The organism is Actinoplanes sp. NPDC051346, from assembly GCF_040682215.1.
Taxonomy (GTDB): Bacteria; Actinomycetota; Actinomycetes; order Mycobacteriales; family Micromonosporaceae; genus Actinoplanes.
Genome location: NZ_JBFBAJ010000010.1, coordinates 13,325 through 31,668, shown reverse-complemented (window position 1 = coordinate 31,668; position 18,344 = coordinate 13,325). Strand labels below are relative to the sequence as shown.

General features: G+C 72.5%; 18 protein-coding genes. 6 read left to right on the top strand and 12 right to left on the bottom strand.

Features of this window, described 5'->3' with window-relative positions:
* Nucleotides 1–15 precede the first annotated feature (15 nt).
* Entirely contained in the window at nt 16–564 is a 549-nt protein-coding gene (locus tag AB0M36_RS24130) for a PadR family transcriptional regulator (protein ID WP_364161124.1), read from the bottom strand.
* A 133-nt stretch (nt 565–697) separates the two neighbouring features.
* Here AB0M36_RS24130 and AB0M36_RS24125 point away from each other — a divergent pair, with 133 nt between their 5' ends.
* Nucleotides 698–2,845: a LamG domain-containing protein gene (locus AB0M36_RS24125; RefSeq protein WP_364161122.1), complete on the top strand. Its 2,148-nt coding sequence runs from the start codon at nt 698–700 to the stop codon at nt 2,843–2,845.
* A gap of 3 nt (nt 2,846–2,848) precedes the next feature.
* On the opposite strand, the gene AB0M36_RS24120 is transcribed toward AB0M36_RS24125, so the two are convergent.
* From AB0M36_RS24120 to AB0M36_RS24110, 3 genes are read right to left on the bottom strand one after another with little or no spacing between them, the layout of a single operon-like run.
* Nucleotides 2,849–3,061 carry a hypothetical protein gene (locus AB0M36_RS24120; protein ID WP_364161120.1) on the bottom strand — a complete coding sequence of 71 codons (213 nt, stop codon included), beginning with the start codon at nt 3,059–3,061 and terminating at the stop codon, nt 2,849–2,851.
* Nucleotides 3,062–3,114: 53 nt separating this feature from the next.
* Nucleotides 3,115–4,689, bottom strand: a complete 1,575-nt coding sequence (locus AB0M36_RS24115) for a hypothetical protein (RefSeq protein WP_364161118.1) — start codon at nt 4,687–4,689, stop codon at nt 3,115–3,117.
* Nucleotides 4,690–4,710: 21 nt separating this feature from the next.
* Nucleotides 4,711–5,025, bottom strand: coding sequence for a helix-turn-helix transcriptional regulator (locus AB0M36_RS24110; RefSeq protein WP_364161116.1), 315 nt, complete (start codon nt 5,023–5,025; stop codon nt 4,711–4,713).
* Nucleotides 5,026–5,153: 128 nt separating this feature from the next.
* Here AB0M36_RS24110 and AB0M36_RS24105 point away from each other — a divergent pair, with 128 nt between their 5' ends.
* Nucleotides 5,154–6,275, top strand: a complete 1,122-nt coding sequence (locus AB0M36_RS24105; protein ID WP_364161114.1) for an AI-2E family transporter — start codon at nt 5,154–5,156, stop codon at nt 6,273–6,275.
* On the opposite strand, the gene AB0M36_RS24100 is transcribed toward AB0M36_RS24105, so the two are convergent.
* The 3 genes from AB0M36_RS24100 to AB0M36_RS24090 form a co-directional block, all read right to left on the bottom strand.
* Nucleotides 6,272–6,883, bottom strand: coding sequence for a hypothetical protein (locus AB0M36_RS24100; protein WP_364161112.1), 612 nt, complete (start codon nt 6,881–6,883; stop codon nt 6,272–6,274). The two genes, AB0M36_RS24105 and AB0M36_RS24100, sit on opposite strands and share 4 nt — an antisense overlap.
* Before the next feature lie 64 nt (nt 6,884–6,947).
* Nucleotides 6,948–9,053, bottom strand: a complete 2,106-nt coding sequence (locus tag AB0M36_RS24095; RefSeq protein WP_364161110.1) for an ATP-binding protein — start codon at nt 9,051–9,053, stop codon at nt 6,948–6,950.
* Complete coding sequence (locus AB0M36_RS24090; RefSeq protein ID WP_364161108.1) at nt 9,050–9,424, bottom strand: response regulator; 375 nt, start codon at nt 9,422–9,424, stop codon at nt 9,050–9,052. The genes AB0M36_RS24095 and AB0M36_RS24090 overlap by 4 nt, the downstream gene beginning before the upstream one ends.
* Before the next feature lie 201 nt (nt 9,425–9,625).
* On the opposite strand from AB0M36_RS24090, the gene AB0M36_RS24085 reads away from it, so the two are divergent.
* Nucleotides 9,626–10,792: an aminotransferase class V-fold PLP-dependent enzyme gene (locus AB0M36_RS24085; protein ID WP_364161106.1), complete on the top strand. Its 1,167-nt coding sequence runs from the start codon at nt 9,626–9,628 to the stop codon at nt 10,790–10,792.
* Nucleotides 10,793–10,802: 10 nt separating this feature from the next.
* Here AB0M36_RS24085 and AB0M36_RS24080 read toward each other — a convergent pair whose 3' ends face one another.
* Nucleotides 10,803–11,549 carry a PP2C family serine/threonine-protein phosphatase gene (locus tag AB0M36_RS24080; protein ID WP_364161104.1) on the bottom strand — a complete coding sequence of 249 codons (747 nt, stop codon included), beginning with the start codon at nt 11,547–11,549 and terminating at the stop codon, nt 10,803–10,805.
* A 133-nt stretch (nt 11,550–11,682) separates the two neighbouring features.
* Here AB0M36_RS24080 and AB0M36_RS24075 point away from each other — a divergent pair, with 133 nt between their 5' ends.
* Nucleotides 11,683–12,210: a DUF2243 domain-containing protein gene (locus AB0M36_RS24075; RefSeq protein WP_364161102.1), complete on the top strand. Its 528-nt coding sequence runs from the start codon at nt 11,683–11,685 to the stop codon at nt 12,208–12,210.
* A complete protein-coding gene (locus AB0M36_RS24070; protein WP_364161100.1) occupies nt 12,207–12,986 on the top strand; it encodes a cytochrome c oxidase assembly protein in 780 nt (259 codons plus the stop codon). Before AB0M36_RS24075 ends, AB0M36_RS24070 begins: the two co-directional genes overlap by 4 nt.
* Here AB0M36_RS24070 and AB0M36_RS24065 read toward each other — a convergent pair.
* Nucleotides 12,962–14,365: a protein adenylyltransferase SelO gene (locus tag AB0M36_RS24065; protein ID WP_364161098.1), complete on the bottom strand. Its 1,404-nt coding sequence runs from the start codon at nt 14,363–14,365 to the stop codon at nt 12,962–12,964. The two genes, AB0M36_RS24070 and AB0M36_RS24065, sit on opposite strands and share 25 nt — an antisense overlap.
* 21 nt (nt 14,366–14,386) lie before the next feature.
* The gene (locus tag AB0M36_RS24060) at nt 14,387–15,238 is read right to left on the bottom strand and encodes an alpha/beta hydrolase (RefSeq protein ID WP_364161097.1); all 852 of its coding nucleotides are present in this window, start codon (nt 15,236–15,238) and stop codon (nt 14,387–14,389) included.
* Nucleotides 15,239–15,263: 25 nt separating this feature from the next.
* Between AB0M36_RS24060 and AB0M36_RS24055 the strand changes: the two genes are divergently transcribed.
* Nucleotides 15,264–15,998 carry a hypothetical protein gene (locus AB0M36_RS24055; protein WP_364161095.1) on the top strand — a complete coding sequence of 245 codons (735 nt, stop codon included), beginning with the start codon at nt 15,264–15,266 and terminating at the stop codon, nt 15,996–15,998.
* On the opposite strand, the gene AB0M36_RS24050 is transcribed toward AB0M36_RS24055, so the two are convergent.
* Nucleotides 15,988–17,031, bottom strand: a complete 1,044-nt coding sequence (locus AB0M36_RS24050) for a hypothetical protein (protein WP_364161093.1) — start codon at nt 17,029–17,031, stop codon at nt 15,988–15,990. The genes AB0M36_RS24055 and AB0M36_RS24050 overlap by 11 nt on opposite strands.
* Nucleotides 17,028–18,293 carry an MFS transporter gene (locus AB0M36_RS24045; protein WP_364161091.1) on the bottom strand — a complete coding sequence of 422 codons (1,266 nt, stop codon included), beginning with the start codon at nt 18,291–18,293 and terminating at the stop codon, nt 17,028–17,030. Before AB0M36_RS24045 ends, AB0M36_RS24050 begins: the two co-directional genes overlap by 4 nt.
* Between the last annotated feature and the right edge of the window lie 51 nt (nt 18,294–18,344).

Genomic DNA, 18,344 nt, shown 5'->3' with positions numbered 1-18,344 from the left:
GCGGTCCCTTCTAGGTCAGCGGCCGAGGCCGCGCAGTGTGTCGAGAACGTCGTCGAGCCACGCGAGGACCATCCGCTCGTACGCGATGCCGCCCCGGAGAACGACGTGTTGCAAGCGGTGCTGGTCGTCCTGTGCTCCGGGGTCGGGGAAGTCGCGGCGTTCGCCGGTCAGGTAGCGGGCGAGGGTCGCCTCGTGGGTGGCGCGGTAGCGCTCGACCTCGGCGACGAGCGCGGTGCGCCCGGCGGCGTCGGTGAACGCGGCGCCGCGGATCTTCACGGCGAGCTCGTGCCGGACGGCCTCCGGCTGCACCGGGTCGCGCAACCAGGTGGCCAGCACGTCCCGGCCGGCCTCGACCACGGAGTAGGAGCGCTTGTCCGGGCGGCCGCCCACGACCTCCTCAGCGATGATCCAGCCGTCGGTCTCCATGCGCCGCAGCACCCGGTAGATCTGCTGGTGGGTCGCGGTCCAGAAGCGGCCGATGGACCGCTCGAAGCGCCGGGCCAGTTCGTATCCGGACCCGGGCTGCTCCAGCAGGGAGACCAGGATCGCGTGCTCCAACGCCACGAGGGCATCATCCTATGCAACTCGTTGCATAGCAAGCTGCGCGTCTCCAGATCCCGGCTTGAGCCACGGCTGAGGTGCACGCGGAATCCTCGAACAGTCGGTTTCCGGCACGAGGAGGGAGGGGGAAGCGGACGTGGTCGAGACATGCGTGCGGGCGCTGAGCCTGCTCCGTCGCGGTGGCCGGGCGCTGCACCGCCGCCGGATCGCGCTCCTGACCTCCCTGCTGCTCCTTCCGCCGATGCTGTTCGGCACGTCTGGCGCCGCGTTCACCGCCACCACCGTCGCCGGCGGCAGCTCCTTCGCGGCGGCCGCCAGCTTCCCGGGCTACCCGCAGACGGTCATCGGCGACGCTCCGGCGCTGTATCACCGGCAGGAGGAGGCGGTCGCCTCCGGCCTCAACACCGTGGCGGCGGACGGGTCGGGCGCCGGTCGCCCCGGCACCTACTCGGGCGCGACCAACGGCCCGAGCCTGGTGTGGCCGTTCGAGGAGGGCTCCGGCACCGTCACGGCCGACGCCTCCGGCGCCGTGAACCAGGGCAGCCTGACCGGCGCGACGTGGCACAAGCCCGGCCGGATGGGCGCCGCCGCGGTCGGCCTCGACGGCGTGGGCGCCTCCGTCCAGTCCGCCCGGCCGGGAGTCGCCACCGCGAACAGCTTCACGGTGATGACCTGGGTCTACCTGACCGACGCGTCGCAGAATCGGTACGCGCTGGGCCAGGAGGGCACCAAGCAGAGCGTCTTCGGCATCCACTCCTTCGTCACCGGCGCCGGAGCCTGCTCCTGCTGGTCCGTGCGGTACGTCGACGACACCGACGCCGGCACGGGGATCCGGATCAACTCCAACACGCCGGTCGCTCTGAACACCTGGGTCCACCTGACCATGGCCCGCGACGCCACCAACGGCAGGGTCAACCTGTGGGTCAACGGCGAGTGGGAGAAGGCCGGCACGTTCTCGCCCACCGTGAACGCCACCGGACCGCTCAGCGTGGGGCGGGTCAAGACTCCCAGTGGCTTGTCCAACTACTGGAAGGGTGCCGTCGACGAGGTCCGCACCTACGGCCGGGTGTTGACCGACTTCGAGATCAGGAGCCTGTACCAGGACGCCGCCCCCGGGCACTGGGGCATGAACGAGGCGCCCGGTGAGACCGCCGCGGCCGACGTGCTCGGCCGCTCGGCGGCCCTGGGCGGCGACGCCACCTTCGCTCCCGGCCACTACGGCAACGCGCTCCATCTGGACGGCACCAACGACTACGCGCTGACCTCCGGGATGTCGATCGACACCAACAAGGACTACTCCGTCGCCGCCTGGCTCTATCTCACGGACGCCTCGATCGACCGGCACGCGGTCGCCGCGGAGGGCAACCTCCAGACCGCCTTCGCCATCCAGGCCAACGCCACCACGCGCACCTGGCGGGTGCGGTTCGCCTCCGACGACTCGCCGACCGCCGTCGGCGGAGGCCTGCAGGGCACGTCCACGGTGCAGACGGGTCAGTGGACCCACGTGGCCTTTGTCCGCAGCGGGAGCACGGGTCAGCTCTACGTCAACGGCGTGAAGGAGGACGACCGGGCACTGTCGGCCTCCTGGGACGCCAACGCGCGGCTCAGCATCGGCCGTCAGCTCAACAACGGCACCGTGCAGGGCCTCTGGAAGGGCGCCGTCGACGAGGTACGCCTCTACCAGCGTCCGCTTGCCGCGGTCCAGGTCACCCGGATCTACAAGGACAAGGACATCCAGTACGGCGCGGGCATGACGGGCGGCCTCCAGGGTCCGTCCGGCTCCGCCGTGGCCTTCGGCGGCTGGATCGCCGCCTACAACAACACGGCGTTCGCCGACGCGGGCTCCTGCACGGTGGAGGCGTGGTTCCGCGCCGGCCTCGGTGGCGGGGGACAGTTCATCGGCTTCAGCTCCAGCCAGACCTCCTCGACCACCTCGGACCGGGTGCTCTACCTCGACTCCGGCGGGCGCCTCAGCTTCGGCGTCGGCACCGCCACCATCCGCAGCGCCGCCGCGTACGACGACACCGAGTGGCACCACGCCGCCGCCAGCGTCGGACCCGCGGGCCTGCGACTCTGGGTGGACGGCGTCCGGGTGGCCACGGACACCTCGGTCACCTCAGGGCCGGCGTTCAGCGGGTACTGGCGGTGGGGCGGCGCGCTGCTCTCCGGCCGGCCGAACCGTCCCGCCAACGACTACTTCGTCGGCACCCTGGACGAGGTGGCGGTCTACCCGAGCCAGCTCAGCGACCAGCAGATCGCGTGGCACCACGGCGCCGGCCGCTGACCCTCACGACCGGCTGCCGCCGAGGAAGGCGGCCATCGCGAGCAGCACCCCCGCCGCCGCGACGAACGCCGCTCCGCCGTTGCGCACCGCGCCGGCGAGGCTGGCGCCGTCCCACCGGGTCAGGATTCCCGCCAGCACGGCGGCCAGCGAGGCCGCCAGCGTCACGATGGTCAGGATCGCCCACCGGGGGACCTGCGGCGTCTTGTCGTCGTTCACGGTCGGACCTCTTTCACGGGATGAGCGGTTGTCGTAATCGATAATCGATGGCCTCATGGCCGGGCCTTGGCGCCGCGGCGGAGCCGCAGCTGCGCCAACCTGGTCAGCGAGGCGACCAGCACGCCCGCCGCGAGGCTGGCCCCGACCACCCTGGCGCCGAGGGCGCCGGTGGTGGTGATCTGCTGGATCGCCATGCCGGTCGAGGACAGCACCGCGGCGACCCCCACGGCCCGGTTGCCGCGGACCAGGGAGGCGACGACGTCGCGCGCCGCGTCCCGCCACGCCGAGGACCTGATCCTGACGGCGCCGGCGAGGTGACCGGCGGCCATCGTCAGCTTCGCGCCGCCGCGGGTGACCTCGTCCAGATCCGCGAGCCAGACATCCCGGAAGCCCGCGCGGTGCGCGGTGCCGCTGCCGACGATCGCCACGGCCAGGCAGCTGATGCCGGTCGCCCACCGGCCGGCCGCGCTCGACGCCCGCGACACGTCGGTGGTGAGCCCCCACACGGTGCCGGCGAACGGGGCCGTGGCACGCATGAGGAGCCAGACGGATTCGGTGAGGGCGCCCGCCAGGACGCCGATGAGGAGACTGGCCACCAGGGGAGGGGGCTGCTCCCACAGGCGCTCGGCGATGAGCAGTTCGCCGAACAGGGTCATCGCCAGCACCGTGGCTCGGCGCCGACCGTAGCGGCTACCCGTTGCCCGGATCGCGACCATGGTGCCGGAGGCGCCGAGCCCGACCAGAAGCCCGGCCAGCCAGAGGGAACCGGCGACGGCGTTGCGCGGTTGCGCGCTCTCCACGAAGGTCAGCATCCAGCCGAGCCCGACCGCCGCGATCCATCCGTGGCCGCCCAGCCGCGCCCAGCGCCGCCACCGGCTCGTCGCGGCCGGCACGAGCGCGACGCCCGCACCGTCCACCGCGAAGCGCGATCGCGCGGAGATCGGCGGCAGTGAATCCCGGGTCCATGCCGTCCGCGCCGCGCCGCGGCGGCGCCGGCGCAGTGCGGACACCGCGCCCGCTCCCGCACTGCCGGCGAGCGCCGCGACCGTTCCGACGAGCGCCGCCCAGACCGTCATGGCCCGCGGATTCAGGGTCACCACCCGCTGTCCCGCCACCACCGGCACTTCCACCCCGACGAAGGAGTGCCCGTAGTGGTCGAAGCATCCCGGCCCGACCCGACCCTCGCCGGTGGCCACGCCGGCCCGGGCGCATCGCGTGGACAGGGCACGCATCGCGGCCTCGTTCCGGCCGTACTCCTCGGCGTCGTAGCGATGCGGACAGCCGAAGCGGTGTGGGACCGCGACCGGCTTGGTCGGAGACCACACGTCCACCCAGACCCTGCACACGGTGTCGACCGACGCGGACGAGACGACGACCTGGTCCCGGTCCGCGTAGGCCAGGTAGCCCGTTGCCGTGGCGGACAGCATGAGCATCAGCGCACCCGAGACCGGTCCCGCTGTCCTCCACAGCGACCGGCCACCGAGGAACGCGCCCGCGCCGACCGCGGCACAGCCCGCCGCGATCCACAGGAAGGTGGTCCACACGACCCCCGCGGCGGAGGGGAGGACCACCCAGGCGAGCAGCCCCGCGGCGTACCAGCCCAGGAACCGCCATCGGTGCGTCAGCACGCGCGCGACCTCACTCCTCGTTCAGGGCGTGGCCGGGCGCCAGCGCAACGTCCGTTCCGTTCGGGCCTTCCTGGCCGCCTGGTACTCCCGGACACCCAGACCGGTGACGGCGTAGAACCGGCGGGGCTTGCCACCGTGGGGATTGGCGTCCTCCCAGTAGGCCTCCACCCAGCCGAGTTCGTGCAGGCGGTCGAGGAGGGGATAGACCGTTCCCGGTCCGTATCCGGTCTGCTCGCACAGGCGCAGGCCCCACGGAGGGTCGTCCCTCGGCGCGTCGATGAGCGCGTCGATCACCGCGATCAGCGATGCGGTGACTCTGGGTACCCTCGTGGCCACGGAGACGACGGTAGGTGCGGGCGCCGCGCACGGGCAAGCTCATCCGACTACCGAACTCGATAATCACCCGGGAGGGGAGTCGGCACGGTCGCCATGAATCTCCGACGGTACGGGCCTAGCATGATCACATGCCTCAAGCGCTGAGTTCCGCGAAGACCCGCGCCGCCCTGCGAACATCGGCGCGCGTCTCGCTGCAGATGCTGCTCGTTCTGCTCATGACGGCCGTGGCCCTGTGGCTGCTGGGCTGGATGTGGTCGGTCATCTGGCCGCTCGTGGTCGCGCTGCTGATCACGACGCTGACCTGGCCGCCGGTCCGGTACCTGCGCATGTACGGTTGGCCCGCCGCGCTGGCCGCATCCCTGGTCACCGTGGTGTTCCTGCTGGTCGCGGCCGGCATCGTGGTGCTCATCGTGGTGCCGGTGGCGGCGCAGTCCGGTGAGCTGGCCGACAAGGTGGTCGACGGCATCCAGCAGCTGCGGTCGTGGGCGGCCGGGCCGCCGCTGCGGATCGGCGACGACCAGGTGACCTCCGCCTTCGACGCCGCGGTGGCCCGCATCCAGGGCAGCGTCGGCAGCATCGTCTCGGCCACCGTGACCGGGGTCGGCACCGTGGTCAACGGCCTGGTCACCACCGTGCTCGCGCTGTTCTTGATGTTCTTCTTCCTCAAGGACGGAGCGCGGTTCCTGCCGTGGCTCGAGCGGCAGTTGCCGGGCCGGCTCGCCACCGACGTTCCCATCGTGGCCGCCCGCGCGTGGGACACCCTCGGCGCGTTCGTCCGCTCGCAGGCGTTCGTCGGCCTGCTGGACGCCGTCTTCATCGGCCTCGGACTGTGGATCGTGGGGGTTCCGCTCGTGCTGCCGCTGGCGGTGCTGACGTTCGTCTCGGCGTTCGTGCCGATCGTCGGCGCGCTGTTCGCGGGCTTCATCGCGGTACTCATCGCGCTGGTCACCAACGGCTGGACGGACGCGCTGATCGTGTTGGCGATCATCGTCGTGGTGCAGCAGCTCGAGGGCAACGTGTTCCAGCCCATCGTGCAGAGCCGCGGTCTGGGCCTGCACGCGGCGGTGGTCCTGCTGGCGGTGACCCTCGGCGGCAGTCTGGCGGGCATCGTCGGCAGCCTGCTGGCCGTGCCGGTCGCGGCGCTGGTCGCGGTGCTGTGGAACTACCTGCGCGAGCAGCTCAGCGACCCGGTCGAGACCGCACGCGCGCCCGAAGAACCGGAACCGGAATCGGCCCCGGAGCCGGCCTAACCGAGGTCCAGGACGTAGGACTCGCCGTCGCGGCGGAAGCCCAGCCGGTCGTAGTAGGGCGCGAGCATGCCCGGCGGGCTGACGACGGTGCGGCACCCCCGCTTCGTGAACAGGTCACTGCGCCGGTACACGAACTCCCCGGGCGTGAAATCGCGGTACCGCTGGGTGACGTAGTCCAGCTCCACCTGCGCCCGGTCGCCGGCGACGCGGAACAGCACCACCCCGACGATCTCGTCGCCGTTGAGCACGAGGAACGCGCACCGGTCCTCTCCGCCCTCCACCCGAAAGCCCGGGTTGAAGCTGCGGATGTCGTCGTGGTGCTGCTGCAGCACGTGCGTCAGGACCTCGTCGCCGGACCGGACCTCGGCCACCCGGTAGGCCCGCTCGTCGTGCCGGCTCATCATCATCCGGGCCAGGTACCACACGTTGATGACGGCGAGCACGGCGTTGAGCCCGACCATCGGCCAGACCTCGAGGGCCAGGTTGAAGCCGATGAGCACCAGGCAGCCGACCAGGTTCAGCGCCCGCAGGCGCAGCAGCCTGCTCTGCAGCAGAGACCACACGAGCAGCGCGGAACCGGTCCACCCGATCACATCCAGCCAGGTCACCCGGTCAGCCTAGGTGATCAGACCGGTCCACCCGGGCGCTTCGGCCGTGCGGCGCCCGCGGTGATCACCGCAGGCCGGATCCGGGTGAGGTGGCGTGCCGGTGCGCGGACACGGCCACCGCCGCCGGCACCGTGAACCGGATGCACGTCCCGCGCCCGTCGGGGCCGGGCTCGGCGGCGATGGTGCCGCCGTGGCGCTCCACGATCCGGCGGCAGATGCCCAGGCCGAGGCCCGTTCCGGCGTAACCCGCGGTGCGGTGGGCGCGGTGGAAGTTGTCGAACACCCGGCTGTGCTGCCCGCCGGGGATGCCGATGCCGTTGTCGCGGACCCGCACCTCGACGTAGTCGTCCCCGGCGTCGGCCGCGGTGATGGTGAGTTCGGCGGTGACGCCCGGCGCGACGTACTTGACGGCGTTGCTGATCAGGTTGTCGAGAACCTGGCGGATCAGCACGGGGTCGGCGTGCACGTCGGGCAGGTCGTCGACGTGGAAGCGCGGCACCGGGCCGCCGGCGCTCTGCGCCTGGTCGGCGCGGGCGGTGGCGATCTCGGACACCAGCGCGGGCAGGGAGACGTCGGTCGGTGCGAGGGCGGCGTCGCGGGCGGTCGTGTACGCCAGCAGATCGTTGATGAGGTTCCGCATGCGGCCACCCGCGCGCCGTACCCGCTGCAACCCGTCGACCGCGTCGGCGACGGCGGGGTGCTCGGGCGCGTCCTCGAGGGCGACGAGCACCGCGTCGGACCAGCCCTCGACGGTGGCCAGGGGGTTGAGCAGGTCGTGTGCCACAACACCGGCGAAGGAGGCCAGTTCGTCGCGGTGCCGGCGGTCGGCGGTGACGTCGCTGAAGATGCTCAGCGCGCAGGGCCGCCCGTCGATGAGGTGCGGCAGCCGGGTGGCGGTCACGTGGATGACGCACCCCTCGGGCAGGTGGGAGTTGCGCACGACGATGTCCATGCTGTGCGGTTCCCCGGTCCGCAGCGACACTCGGAAGGGCAGTTCCTCGTTGCTCAGCGGCGTGCCGTCGGGATGGAACAGGCCGTAGAAGCTGCTGTCCGCCATCCGGTCGTCGGTGCTCACCGCGCCGCCCAGAAGCCGGGCGCTGGCGGCGTTGCGCAGGATCAGCCGGCCGTCCTCGTCGAGAACCGCGAGGCCCTCGGCCATGCTGTCGACGATGGTGCTGAGCGTGGCCGCCTGGTCGGCCGCGGCCCGTTCGGAGGCGCGCAAATCGGCGAGTAGGCGGGCCCGTTCGTCGCGGCCGAGGGCCAGGGAGAGTCCGACGATGGCGACCATGCCGACGAACGCCTGCGCGATCAGGGCGCGGCCGGCGTTGTCGTCGACGGTGGCGAAGGGGCCGTCGCCGTGCAGGGTGAACAGCACGGCCACCGAGCCGAAGAACAGATCATGCAGGACCACGAATCCGGTACGCAGGCGCACCCCCGCCCAGACGGTCATCGCCAGCAGCGGGAAGGCCAGCGGGAGCCCGTGATCGGCGCCGAAGGCGACGTAGTACATGAGCACGGACGCCACCACGACGGCGGTGTATTCGAGCGCGCGCTGCCAGGTGAGGGTCGCGAGGCGGGCACGCACCCTGGTGCGCGGGTCGGCCCCCGCTCCGACGCGGAGCCGGTGCACCAGGTGGCCCAGGCGCAGGCCCACCGCGCCGATCAGCAGGATGCTGACGGTGTTGCGGGTCTGCCACACCGCCGTCGCGGGCCACGAGTAGGCGCCGTTGACGATCCAGCCGGCGGTCGGACCGATCAGCGCGCCGGCGGCCGAGGCCAGGAACGCCGACCCGATCAAGCGCCACAGTTCGGCCAGTCGGGCCATCGGCTGATCTCCGCCGCCGCCCCACAGGTGCGGCAGCCAGCGGCGGAACAGGAAGACGAACAGCCCCGCCTGGACCAGGTTGGCGACGACGTAGAAGGCGGCCAGCGTCGGCGGTGCCCCGGTCGCCGTGTTCACCGTGAACGTCACCACGGACAGGGCCAGCACGTCGCACAGCCGCCAGCGGGAGGCGTACTGGGCGAGGAACCACAGTGCCGAGACGCCGGCGGCCGGCCACACCAGGCTGAGGTTGGTGCCGTCCATGATCGTCTGTCGGCCCAGCCAGGTGGCGGCGAGATACAGCGCCGCGAAGCCGAGCGTCCTGAGCAGGGACGTCGTGGGCGTCACCGCGGCGTCCCCGGGTTGGCGAGCATCTCCTCGACGGCGCCGCACAGCGAGGCGGGAGTGAACGGCTTGGCGACGTACCGCGCGTCGTAGTCCGCGGTCTTGGTCCGCACGTCGGCGCCCCAGAGCACGGTCAGGAACAACGCCGGCAGCCGCGGGTGCGCCGCCCGCAACCGTTCCAGCAGTTCGAAGCCGTCGACGCCGGGCATGTCGACGTCCAGCACGGCGGCGTCGGGAGCGCCGTGCAACGCGACCTCGGCGAGGGCGGTCGTCGCCTCGTGGGCGCAGAGCACCTCGTGGCCGGCGCGAACGAGGTGCCGGGCGATCAGGGCGCAGATGTCCGGTTCGTTGTCGACCACCAGCAGCCGCGCCATCGTCAGCGACCCCCTTCCCCGTGTCCTATCGGCAGCGGGGGCGGCGACGCTGAGCCCGCCTCGGCCGGGCGCGGCGGACCCGGGCGGCGTTCCGCCACCCTCCTCAGCTCTGCAATTGCACGCCGCCGTTGCCGAATAATGGACAGATGCATTGACGGACGCCATAGTGCTATGTCAGAAAAATGCGATGGAGAATGGTTTTTGAACACCTTTCCCGATCAGCTCCGGCGGTGGCAGCGGGAGCTGCGCTCGCAGTTCCCGCTGATCGTCGCGAACCCCGAGGTCGCCTACCTCGACAGCGCCGCCACCTCGCAGAAGCCGCAGGCGGTCCTGGACGCCGTCGTGAGCTATCTGACCACCGGCAACGCCGACGCCGCCCGCGGCACGTACCCGTGGGCGAACCGCACCACCGCGCGCGTCGAGCTGGCTCGCGACCGGTTGCGCCGCTTCGTGGACGACCCACGGCCGCAGGCCTCCGGGGTGCATTTCGTCGGCGGAACGACCGACGGGCTGCGCGCCGTCGCCCGCGACTGGCTGGCGCCGCAGCTGCGGGACGGCGACGAGATCATCGTGCCGTTCGCCGACCACGCGGCCAACGGCGGCGCCTGGCTGGAGGCGGCGGAGCTGCTGCGCCGCCAGGGCGCCCACGTCCGGGTCACGCCGATGCCGTACGACGAGGCCCACGACTACGACACCGCCCGGCTCGCCGAACTCGTCAGCAACCGGACCCGGCTCATCGCGGCCACCCACGTGCACCACGTCTACGGCACCGAGATGGTCGTCCACCGCCTGCGCGCGGTGGCCGGATCGGACATCCCGATCTGCCTCGACGCCGCCCAGGGCGTCGGGCATCTGCCGCTGTCCATGACCGAGCTCGACGTGGACTTCGTCGTGTTCTCCGGGCACAAGGCGATGGCGCTGCCGGGCATCGGCGCGATCTGGGCACGCAACGCGCGGGGTCCGGCGTACGTGCCCGCCGGCTGGACCGGCTCGCCGAACACCACCGGCGTCATCAGTCTGGCGGCGGCGTTCGACTGGCTGGACGGCGCCGGTCTGGGTCGCGTCGCCCACTGGACCACTGCGCTCGGCGCGCGGCTCACCGAAGGCCTCAGGACGCTGCCGAGCTACGAGCTGCTCGGCCGACGCCAGAGCCTGGGCATCGTCGCGTTCCGCCACCGCGCCATCGACTCCCACGATCTGGGGTTCATCCTGGCCAGCGAGGGGCTCCTGGTGCGTGCGGACGGTCACTGCCAGGGAGACCAGGGCGAGAAGACGGCATCCGTACGGGTGAGCCCGCACGTCTACAACACCCCCGAGGAGGTGGACCGGCTGCTGGCGGTCCTGGCCGGCCTGGACCGCTCGTGGTGACCGTCGTGGCTCAGCCGACGGCGACTATCGTCGCGGTCGCGTTGTCGTCGCCGGTCGTCAACGTATCGTCCAGCAGCGTTCGCACCGCCGTGGCCGGGTCGGTCGTGGCCTGGAGCACCTCGGCCAGGCGCCGGTAGCCGACCTGGTCGGACACGCCGTCCGTGCAGATCAGGAAGAGGTCGCCGGCCCGCAGGGCGACGTGGAGCAGGTCCGGCTCGGGCTCGGCGGGATGCCCGGCATAGCGGGTGAGCCGGTAGCGGGCGGCGCGGGCCTGTGCGGAGTCCGCCGCGTACCAGCCGTGCAGCACGCCGAGCCAGGCGAGGGTGTGGTCCACGGTGAGCAGCTCGAGCAGGCCGTCGCGAAGCCGGTACGCCCGCGAGTCGCCCAACTGCACCAGCCACGCCGCGCCATCGTCTCCACTGGAGTCGCCGACGAACGCGGTCAGCGTGCACCCGGTCAGATCCGGCAGGCCGTGGCCCGCCGCACGGACGGCGCGCTGCACGTCGGCCACCGCGGCACGGAGCCCTTCCGGTCCGGAGACGGCCGCGCTCCGCCGGACGAACACGTCCACCGCGGTGCGCCCGGCGGCCGCGCTGCCCGGACCGTCGCCCATCCCGTCGGCGACGACAGCGAGCGGCCGCGTCGGGTCCAGGTGCCACACGTCGTAGTTCTCGCTGTACCGGTTGCCGACGACGCTGCCCCCGGCCGCGGTCAACCGTCGTCCCGCGACAGTCCAGTCCGCGGTGCTGATATCCACCCTCATCGCCTCCGACCCGTCAGCCTAGCGACCAGGCTGGCGGCATCGCGCGGCGCGCATGCGCGTATACCGCGGACGCCAGCGGGTATGCCGGCGCGCGACGGTGCGCAACCCTCGACGGAAGGACACTTCGATGACTATCGCCACGCCACGGCGGAGCGGCGGCGAGATCGCCGTGCCGGGAATCGTGCTGGGTGTCGGCCTGGGCGGTTTCCTCGACGGCATCCTGTTGCATCAGCTCCTGCAGTGGCATCACATGCTGACCAGCACCGACACGGACAACGTGGGCATCCGCTACTACCCGGCCGACACCGTGCCGGGCTTGGAGATGAACACCGTCTGGGATGGACTGTTCCACCTCGTCACCTGGCTGGCGGTGCTCGTCGGGCTCGGCCTGTTGTACTCCCGGGTCACCAGCGGCCGCGGCGGGGTGTGGGGCTCGCGGGCCCTGTGGGGCTGGATCCTCGTCGGCTGGGGCATGTTCAACCTCGTCGAAGGCGTCGTGGACCACCACATCCTCGGCATCCACCACGTCCACCCCGGGCCGGGCCGACTCTGGTGGGACCTCGGCTTCCTGGCCCTCGGCGCCGCCCTCGTCGCGGCCGGCTGGCTGACGCAACGCGGCGCCGCCTTCCACGACGAGCCCACCGGCCGCCGATGAACCACACCCATGCCCCCGGCGGCGGTCTCGTGTTCCTGGCCGTCGCCGTCGCCGCGGTCGGCTACGAGGCCGCGGCGACGCTCGGCCGTCGGCCCTGGCCCTGGTGGCGTGTCGGCTTCTTCCTCACCGGCTGCGCGCTTCTCGCCGCCGGGACGACCCCGGAAGCCTTACCCTGGCCCGCCGGGGACTTCCGCGGCCACATGCTGCAACACCTGCTCATCGGCATGTTCGCGCCGCTCGCTCTCGCGCTGGGCGCACCGGTGACGCTGCTGCTGCGGACCCTCCCGCTCGGCGCCGGCCGCACGGTCGGCCGGCTGCTCCGCAACCGGACCCTGCACGCCGTCGCCAACCCGGTCACGGCGCTGCTGCTCAACCTGGGCGGGCTGGTCGCCCTCTACTTCACGCCCCTGTACGCGGCGACGACCCGTGAACCCGCCCTGCACACGCTCGTCCACCTGCACTTCCTGCTGTCCGGCTACCTGTTCGCCTGGGTCGTCGCCGGCACCGACCCGGCGCCGAACCGCCCCGGCGTCCCCGCCCGGCTGGTGGTGCTCGGCGTCGCCATCGCGTTCCACGCGGTGCTGTCCCAGCTCATGTACGCCGGTGCCATCGTCGCCCTGCCCGTGCCGGCGGCCGAACGGCGGGGCGCGGCCGAGCTCATGTACTACGGCGGCGACATCGCCGAACTGCTCCTCGCCGTCGCCCTCGTCACCGGATGGCGCCCACGCCGATACGCCGCTGTTCTCAGGGTTCAGGTGCCGCAGAACGTGCGATAGGCGCCGAAGTCCGGTGGGGCGGGCGCGGCGTAGCGCGCCAGCTCGGGCCGCTCGTCGTACGGGTGGGTCACGGCGTCCAGCAGCCGGGTGACCGGCTCCAGGTCGTCGTCGACCGCGGCGGCGAGGGCCTCCTCGACGAGATGGTTGCGGGGGATGTAGGCGGGGTTGACCCGGTCCATCGCGGCGGTGTCCGGGCCCAGGGCGCGCCAGCGGGCGATCCAGTCGTTCAGGCCCTCGTCGTCGTGGATGACGGTTCGGGGCAGCGTACGGAAGAAGGAGGTGTAGTCGATGCCCTTCTCCCGCAGCAGCGCGAGCAGTTCGTCGACGAGCGGAGCGGCGGCCTCCGGGGAGAGGCCGAGCTTGGCGCCCATGCCGGCCGACCATTCGGCGTGGTAGCGGCGGCGGAAGCCACCCAGCGCCTCCACCGCGACCGCGACCGCCTGCTCCTCGTCGTCGTGCAGGATCGGCAGCATGGCTTCGGCGAGGCGGGCGAGGTTCCATTCGGCGATGGCCGGCTGGTTGCCGTAGGCGTACCGGCCGGCGTGGTCGATCGAGCTGTAAACGGCGCCCGGGTCGTAGGCGTCCAGGAAGGCGCACGGTCCATAGTCGATGGTCTCGCCGGAGATCGTCATGTTGTCGGTGTTCATGACCCCGTGCACGAAACCTACGAGCATCCACCGGGCGATCAGCGCCGCCTGCGCCGCGACCACCGCTTCGAACAGGGCGGGATAGGAGGCGACGCTGTGGTGCCGTGCGATCGCGTGATCGGCGAGGCGGCGTAGCAGGTCCGCGTCTCCGGTCGCCCGGGCGTACTGGAAGCTGCCGACCCGCAGGTGGCTGGCGGCGACGCGGGCGAGCACGGCTCCGGGCAGCGGGGTCTCGCGGCGGACCGTGCGGCCGGTGCCGACCACGGCGAGCGAGCGGGTGGTGGGGATGCCGAGGGCGTGCATGGCCTCGCTGACGACGTACTCGCGCAGCATGGGGCCGACGACGGCCCGGCCGTCGCCGCCGCGCGCGAACGGCGTCCGCCCGGAGCCCTTGAGGTGCAGGTCGCGCAGGACCCCGTCGGGGCGGGTGAGCTCGCCGAGCAGGAGCGCGCGGCCGTCGCCGAGCCTCTGGACGAACCCGCCGAACTGGTGACCGGCGTAACCCTGCGCCACCGGGGTGGCGTCCTCGGGGACGGCGGTGCCCGCGAGCAGGCCCAGGCCGTCGCCGCGCAGCCAGGCGGGGTCGAGGCCCAACTCGGCGGCCAGCGGCTCGTTGAGGACGAGCAGCCGCGGGCCGGGAGCTTCCTCGGCCTGCCAGGTGACGGCCAGCTCCGGAAGCTCCCGGGCGAAGCGGTTGCCGAGAGTCACGGTCGGTGTCGATGCGATGCCCACCCCGTCGAGGGTACGCCGGTACTACCGCTGCAGGTGCTTGCGCAGCCAGGGGGTCAGCATCGGCAGGACGGTGCTGGCCCGCGTCGCGCTCATGTGGTCGGCGTCCGGCACGAGTTCCACCGTCCAGCCCTGGGCCTCGAGCTCGTCGCGGTGCCGGCGCAGCGGTTCGGCGATGGCGACGCGGGCGTCGTCCCAGCGGGGGCCGTAGGCGATGGTGTCGTCGGCGCCGGCGAAGGCGAGCCGCGGAAGGCGCAGGCTCTCCAGCGCGGCCGCCTCGTCGAAGTCCTGGAGGGATTCGTAGAGGGTGACGTACTGCTGGGTCTGGTCGGGGGTGCGGGTGAATTCGACGGAATCCCAGTCGCCGGGCCGGGGCTCGGTCGCGGGGGCGGGCCCCCGGTCGCGGTGCTCGAGGGCCATGCGGTGGGCGACGCGGGTGACGGCGAGCATGGTCGCGTAGGGGCCGCCCAGCGGCGGGAAACCGCCCATGACCAGGGCCGAGAGTCGGTCGGTGCGGATCGCGAGCTGCAACCCGGTCAGGGCGAGCCAGGAGTAACCGTAGTAGGCGAACCGCCGCACGCCGGCGGCGTCGGCGATGGCGAGCAGGTCGCTCGCGGCGGCCGCGGCGGTGAGCGTCCGCGGCTTGGGGCGGTGGGTGAGATGGTCCTCGTAGTCGGCGGCGACGACCTGGAAGCCGGCGTCGGCGAGGCTGGTGGCGAGGGTGTGGCCGAGGTGCGGGTCGGCGCCCCAGGCGCGCATCTGCTCGGCGGCCTCGTCCTCTGCACGAGCCGTGCCGAGGGGCAGCAGAACCGCCGGGCCATCGCCGAGGACCGTCACGTCGAGAGCTGAGCCGTCGTGGAGTCGTGCGATAGTCATGAAAACACTATACGCTGTAAGCGGTATGATGACGAACCCGAACCGTGACGCCGATGCCCACGTCCGCCGGCTCTGGCGGCATCGCGGCACCACGCTGCCCACGCCCCGCCGGGGTCCCCGGCAACAGCTCGACCTGGACGACATCCTCGACACCGGCATCGCGATCGCGGACGCCGAGGGCCTCGCCGCGGTGTCGACCCGCGCCGTCGCCGCGGCGTTCGGCAAGAGCGCCATGGCGCTTTACCCGTACGTGGGCACGAAAGAGAATTTGCTGTCCCTGATGCAGGACCAGGCCTCGGCGATGCCCGCCTGGGAAGACCCCGGCACCACCCTGGCGGAGGCGCTGTCGGCGTGGGCCCTGGCGCTGCACGGGGTGTATCTGGCGCACCCGTGGCTGACCGAGCGCCCGTGGTCACAGGCCACCCAGGGCCCCCACGAGCAGGACTGGATGGAACGCCTGCTGCGCATTCTCGAAGACTGGGCGGTAGCGCCGCGGGCTCGGCCGCCGGCGGTGACCATGCTGTACGCGACCGTTCGGGCCACAGCCGGGACCGATGCGGCCTACCGGCGGATGAGTGGGGACGGGGCGGGGGAGTGGCTGGAGGTGGCGCGGGCGACGAGGCAGCGGATTCCGGACCTGGCCGACCGCTATCCACTCTCGACGAGCCTCGCGCCCCTCACGCCCCAATGGCAGGACGCTCCCCGGGCTGCCCTCATCGCCGGCGTCCACCTGGTGGCCCGGGCGCTCGCTACCGGATGACCGCGGGCGACCAGGCGTTGGGAATGAACACCCGGGGGGTGCCTCCGCCCGCGGCGTCCGTCACCCAGACGTCGGTCGTGCTGTGCTGCACGGAACCGGTACGCAGCCCGTAGAGCACGTGCGCGTCGTCCAGCCATTCGGCCTGGTCGTCGACGCTGCGGGTCTCGGCCAGCACGGTCTCCTGGCCGGTGCGCAGGTCGTAGACGGCGAGCCGCCACTGGCCGTCCGGCAGGTCGCCGTGCTTCTTGAAGGCGATCCGCGTCTTGTCGGGTGACAGCGACGGGCACTCCACGTCATCGCGCAGGGCGGTGAGGGTACGCGCCGACACGCTGCCCCGGACGAGCCAGGTCTTTCCGGCCGTCGCGGCGGTGGCGTAGAAGTTGTCGTCGTCGGCGAAGGTGACGCCCCAGAAGTTGCGGTCCGCGCTCTTGATGACGCGGCCGTCGACGAGCAGCGTGAAGCTCTCGAGGTTGAGCCCCGGCCCGCCGCCGGTGGCGGGGGTGATCGTCGTGCGCGTGGAGAACTCGCCGGGGTTGTTGTAGGAGTCGCCGTACACGAACGCGGTGGTGGCGATCTGGGCCGAGCTGCGGGACAGCCGGGTCCTGCTGGACAGCCCCGGCGTCTCGAACAGGTCCTGTGCGGTCGACCAGTCGGCGTTGAGGACGCGCACCTGGTAGCTGCGCGCGTTGAGTGTCGTCTGCGCGGCGAGGCAGACCGCGTTCTGGCGGGTGGCGTACACCCGGTCGCAGACGGCCGGGGTGATCGCGCGCGGCCCGTCGGCCCCGTCGATCGCCACCACGGCGACGTGGCCCTCGGCGGGTCCGGCGGCGGCGTTGCGGAACACCACGTGGGGCCGCGCGGTAATGGCCGCGAGGTCGGCGCCGGTGGCCGTCTGGTCGGTGCCCGGGACCTCGCGGACGCGATCGCCGTAGGCGTCGGCCACGTAGGCGACCGAGCCGCCCATGGCCAGCGCCATGACCGTGAGGAAGACGAGCGTGCGGACGCGGCGGGCTCGTGACTGCTCGGGGTTCACGCGGTGACCTCCGCCGGCCGGGTCTCGTCGAGGGTGCCGCCGGACCCGCGGCCGGCCAGGAGCCAGGCGGCGGCCGGCAACGCGGCGCCGAGGAGAACGGCGAACACCACCAGTCCCACTCCCGGTCCGGCGGCCGCCCACAGCGCACCGAACGCCACCGAGGAAGCGAACCGCGCCACGACCACGACCGTCTGCGCGGCGGCGATGCCGCTGGCACGGGCCTCGGGCGCCACCAACGGGCTCACCATCGCCGGCAGCACACCGTCGGTGGCCGCGTAGAAGGTGCCCAGCAGCGCGAGGCTGACGACGACCGCGGTCCAGGTGTGCACGGGCCCGCCGGCGACAAGGTAGACGCTGAGCAGCGCGACATGGCCGCCGATGAGGACGCGCCCCCGCCCGACGCGGTCCGCGAGGCGGCCCATCGGCACGGCGAGGAGCAGGTATACGGCGTTGGTGCCGACGTAGAGCAGGGGGAACAGCGAGGCGTCCAGGTCCGTGCGCTGCTGCAGCGACAGGTACAGGAAGCCGTCGCCGACGGTGACGAGGCCGAGCAGGGCGCAGGCGACGACGGGCCGCCGCAGCCGGCGGCTGGTCAGCTCCTTCATGATCCCGCGAGCGCGTAGCCGCGCCGCGGGCAGCGCGCGCCGCGCCGGCACGAACAGGACGAGGACGGCCACGCCGACCGCCGCCACCGCGAACGAGACGACGAAGACCGAGTCGTAGCTTCCCGGCACCGCCGCGAGCAGGCCGAAGGCGACCAGGGGCCCCAGCGCCGCGCCTAGGGTGTCCAGCGCCCGGTGCACGCCGAACGAACGTCCCAGCGTCTCCGGCCGGGACGCGGCGGCGATCATGGCGTCGCGCGGCGCGGTACGCAGGCCCTTGCCGAGCCGGTCGGCCGTCACGACCGCGGTGATGGCGAGGAATGCCTGCGCGGGCAGCATCGCCAGCCGGCTCACCGCCGACACGCCGTATCCGACGACGGCGATCCATTTCGCCGCGCCGGTGCGGTCGCTGGCATAGCCTCCGAGCATGCGCACCAGTGCGCTGACGCCCTGGTAGGCGCCGTCGACGAAGCCGTACGCGACGTAGCCGAGCCCGAGCTCGGCGGTCAGATACAGCGGGAGCACGGCGGCGACCATCTCCGAGGAGACGTCCGTGAGCATGCTGACGATGCCGAGCAGCACCACCGTCGTCGCCACCCGGCGGACGGGGACGGTCGGGCCGACGGGCCCCTCCGCCGCCGCGGCGGGACGATCACGCACCGATACATACACGAGGGGAAGCCTGACGGCGGCCGGGGGCTGACCGGTGGC

What these genes read in the sequence shown, in the direction of transcription:
- AB0M36_RS24060 (WP_364161097.1), bottom strand. Translation starts at nt 15,238, where the DNA reads ATGACTATCGCACGACTCCACGACGGCTCAGCTCTCGACGTGACGGTC.
- AB0M36_RS24075 (WP_364161102.1), top strand. Translation starts at nt 11,683, where the DNA reads ATGACTATCGCCACGCCACGGCGGAGCGGCGGCGAGATCGCCGTGCCG.
- AB0M36_RS24070 (WP_364161100.1), top strand. Translation starts at nt 12,207, where the DNA reads ATGAACCACACCCATGCCCCCGGCGGCGGTCTCGTGTTCCTGGCCGTC.
- AB0M36_RS24055 (WP_364161095.1), top strand. Translation starts at nt 15,264, where the DNA reads ATGATGACGAACCCGAACCGTGACGCCGATGCCCACGTCCGCCGGCTC.
- AB0M36_RS24090 (WP_364161108.1), bottom strand. Translation starts at nt 9,424, where the DNA reads ATGGCGCGGCTGCTGGTGGTCGACAACGAACCGGACATCTGCGCCCTG.
- AB0M36_RS24105 (WP_364161114.1), top strand. Translation starts at nt 5,154, where the DNA reads ATGCCTCAAGCGCTGAGTTCCGCGAAGACCCGCGCCGCCCTGCGAACA.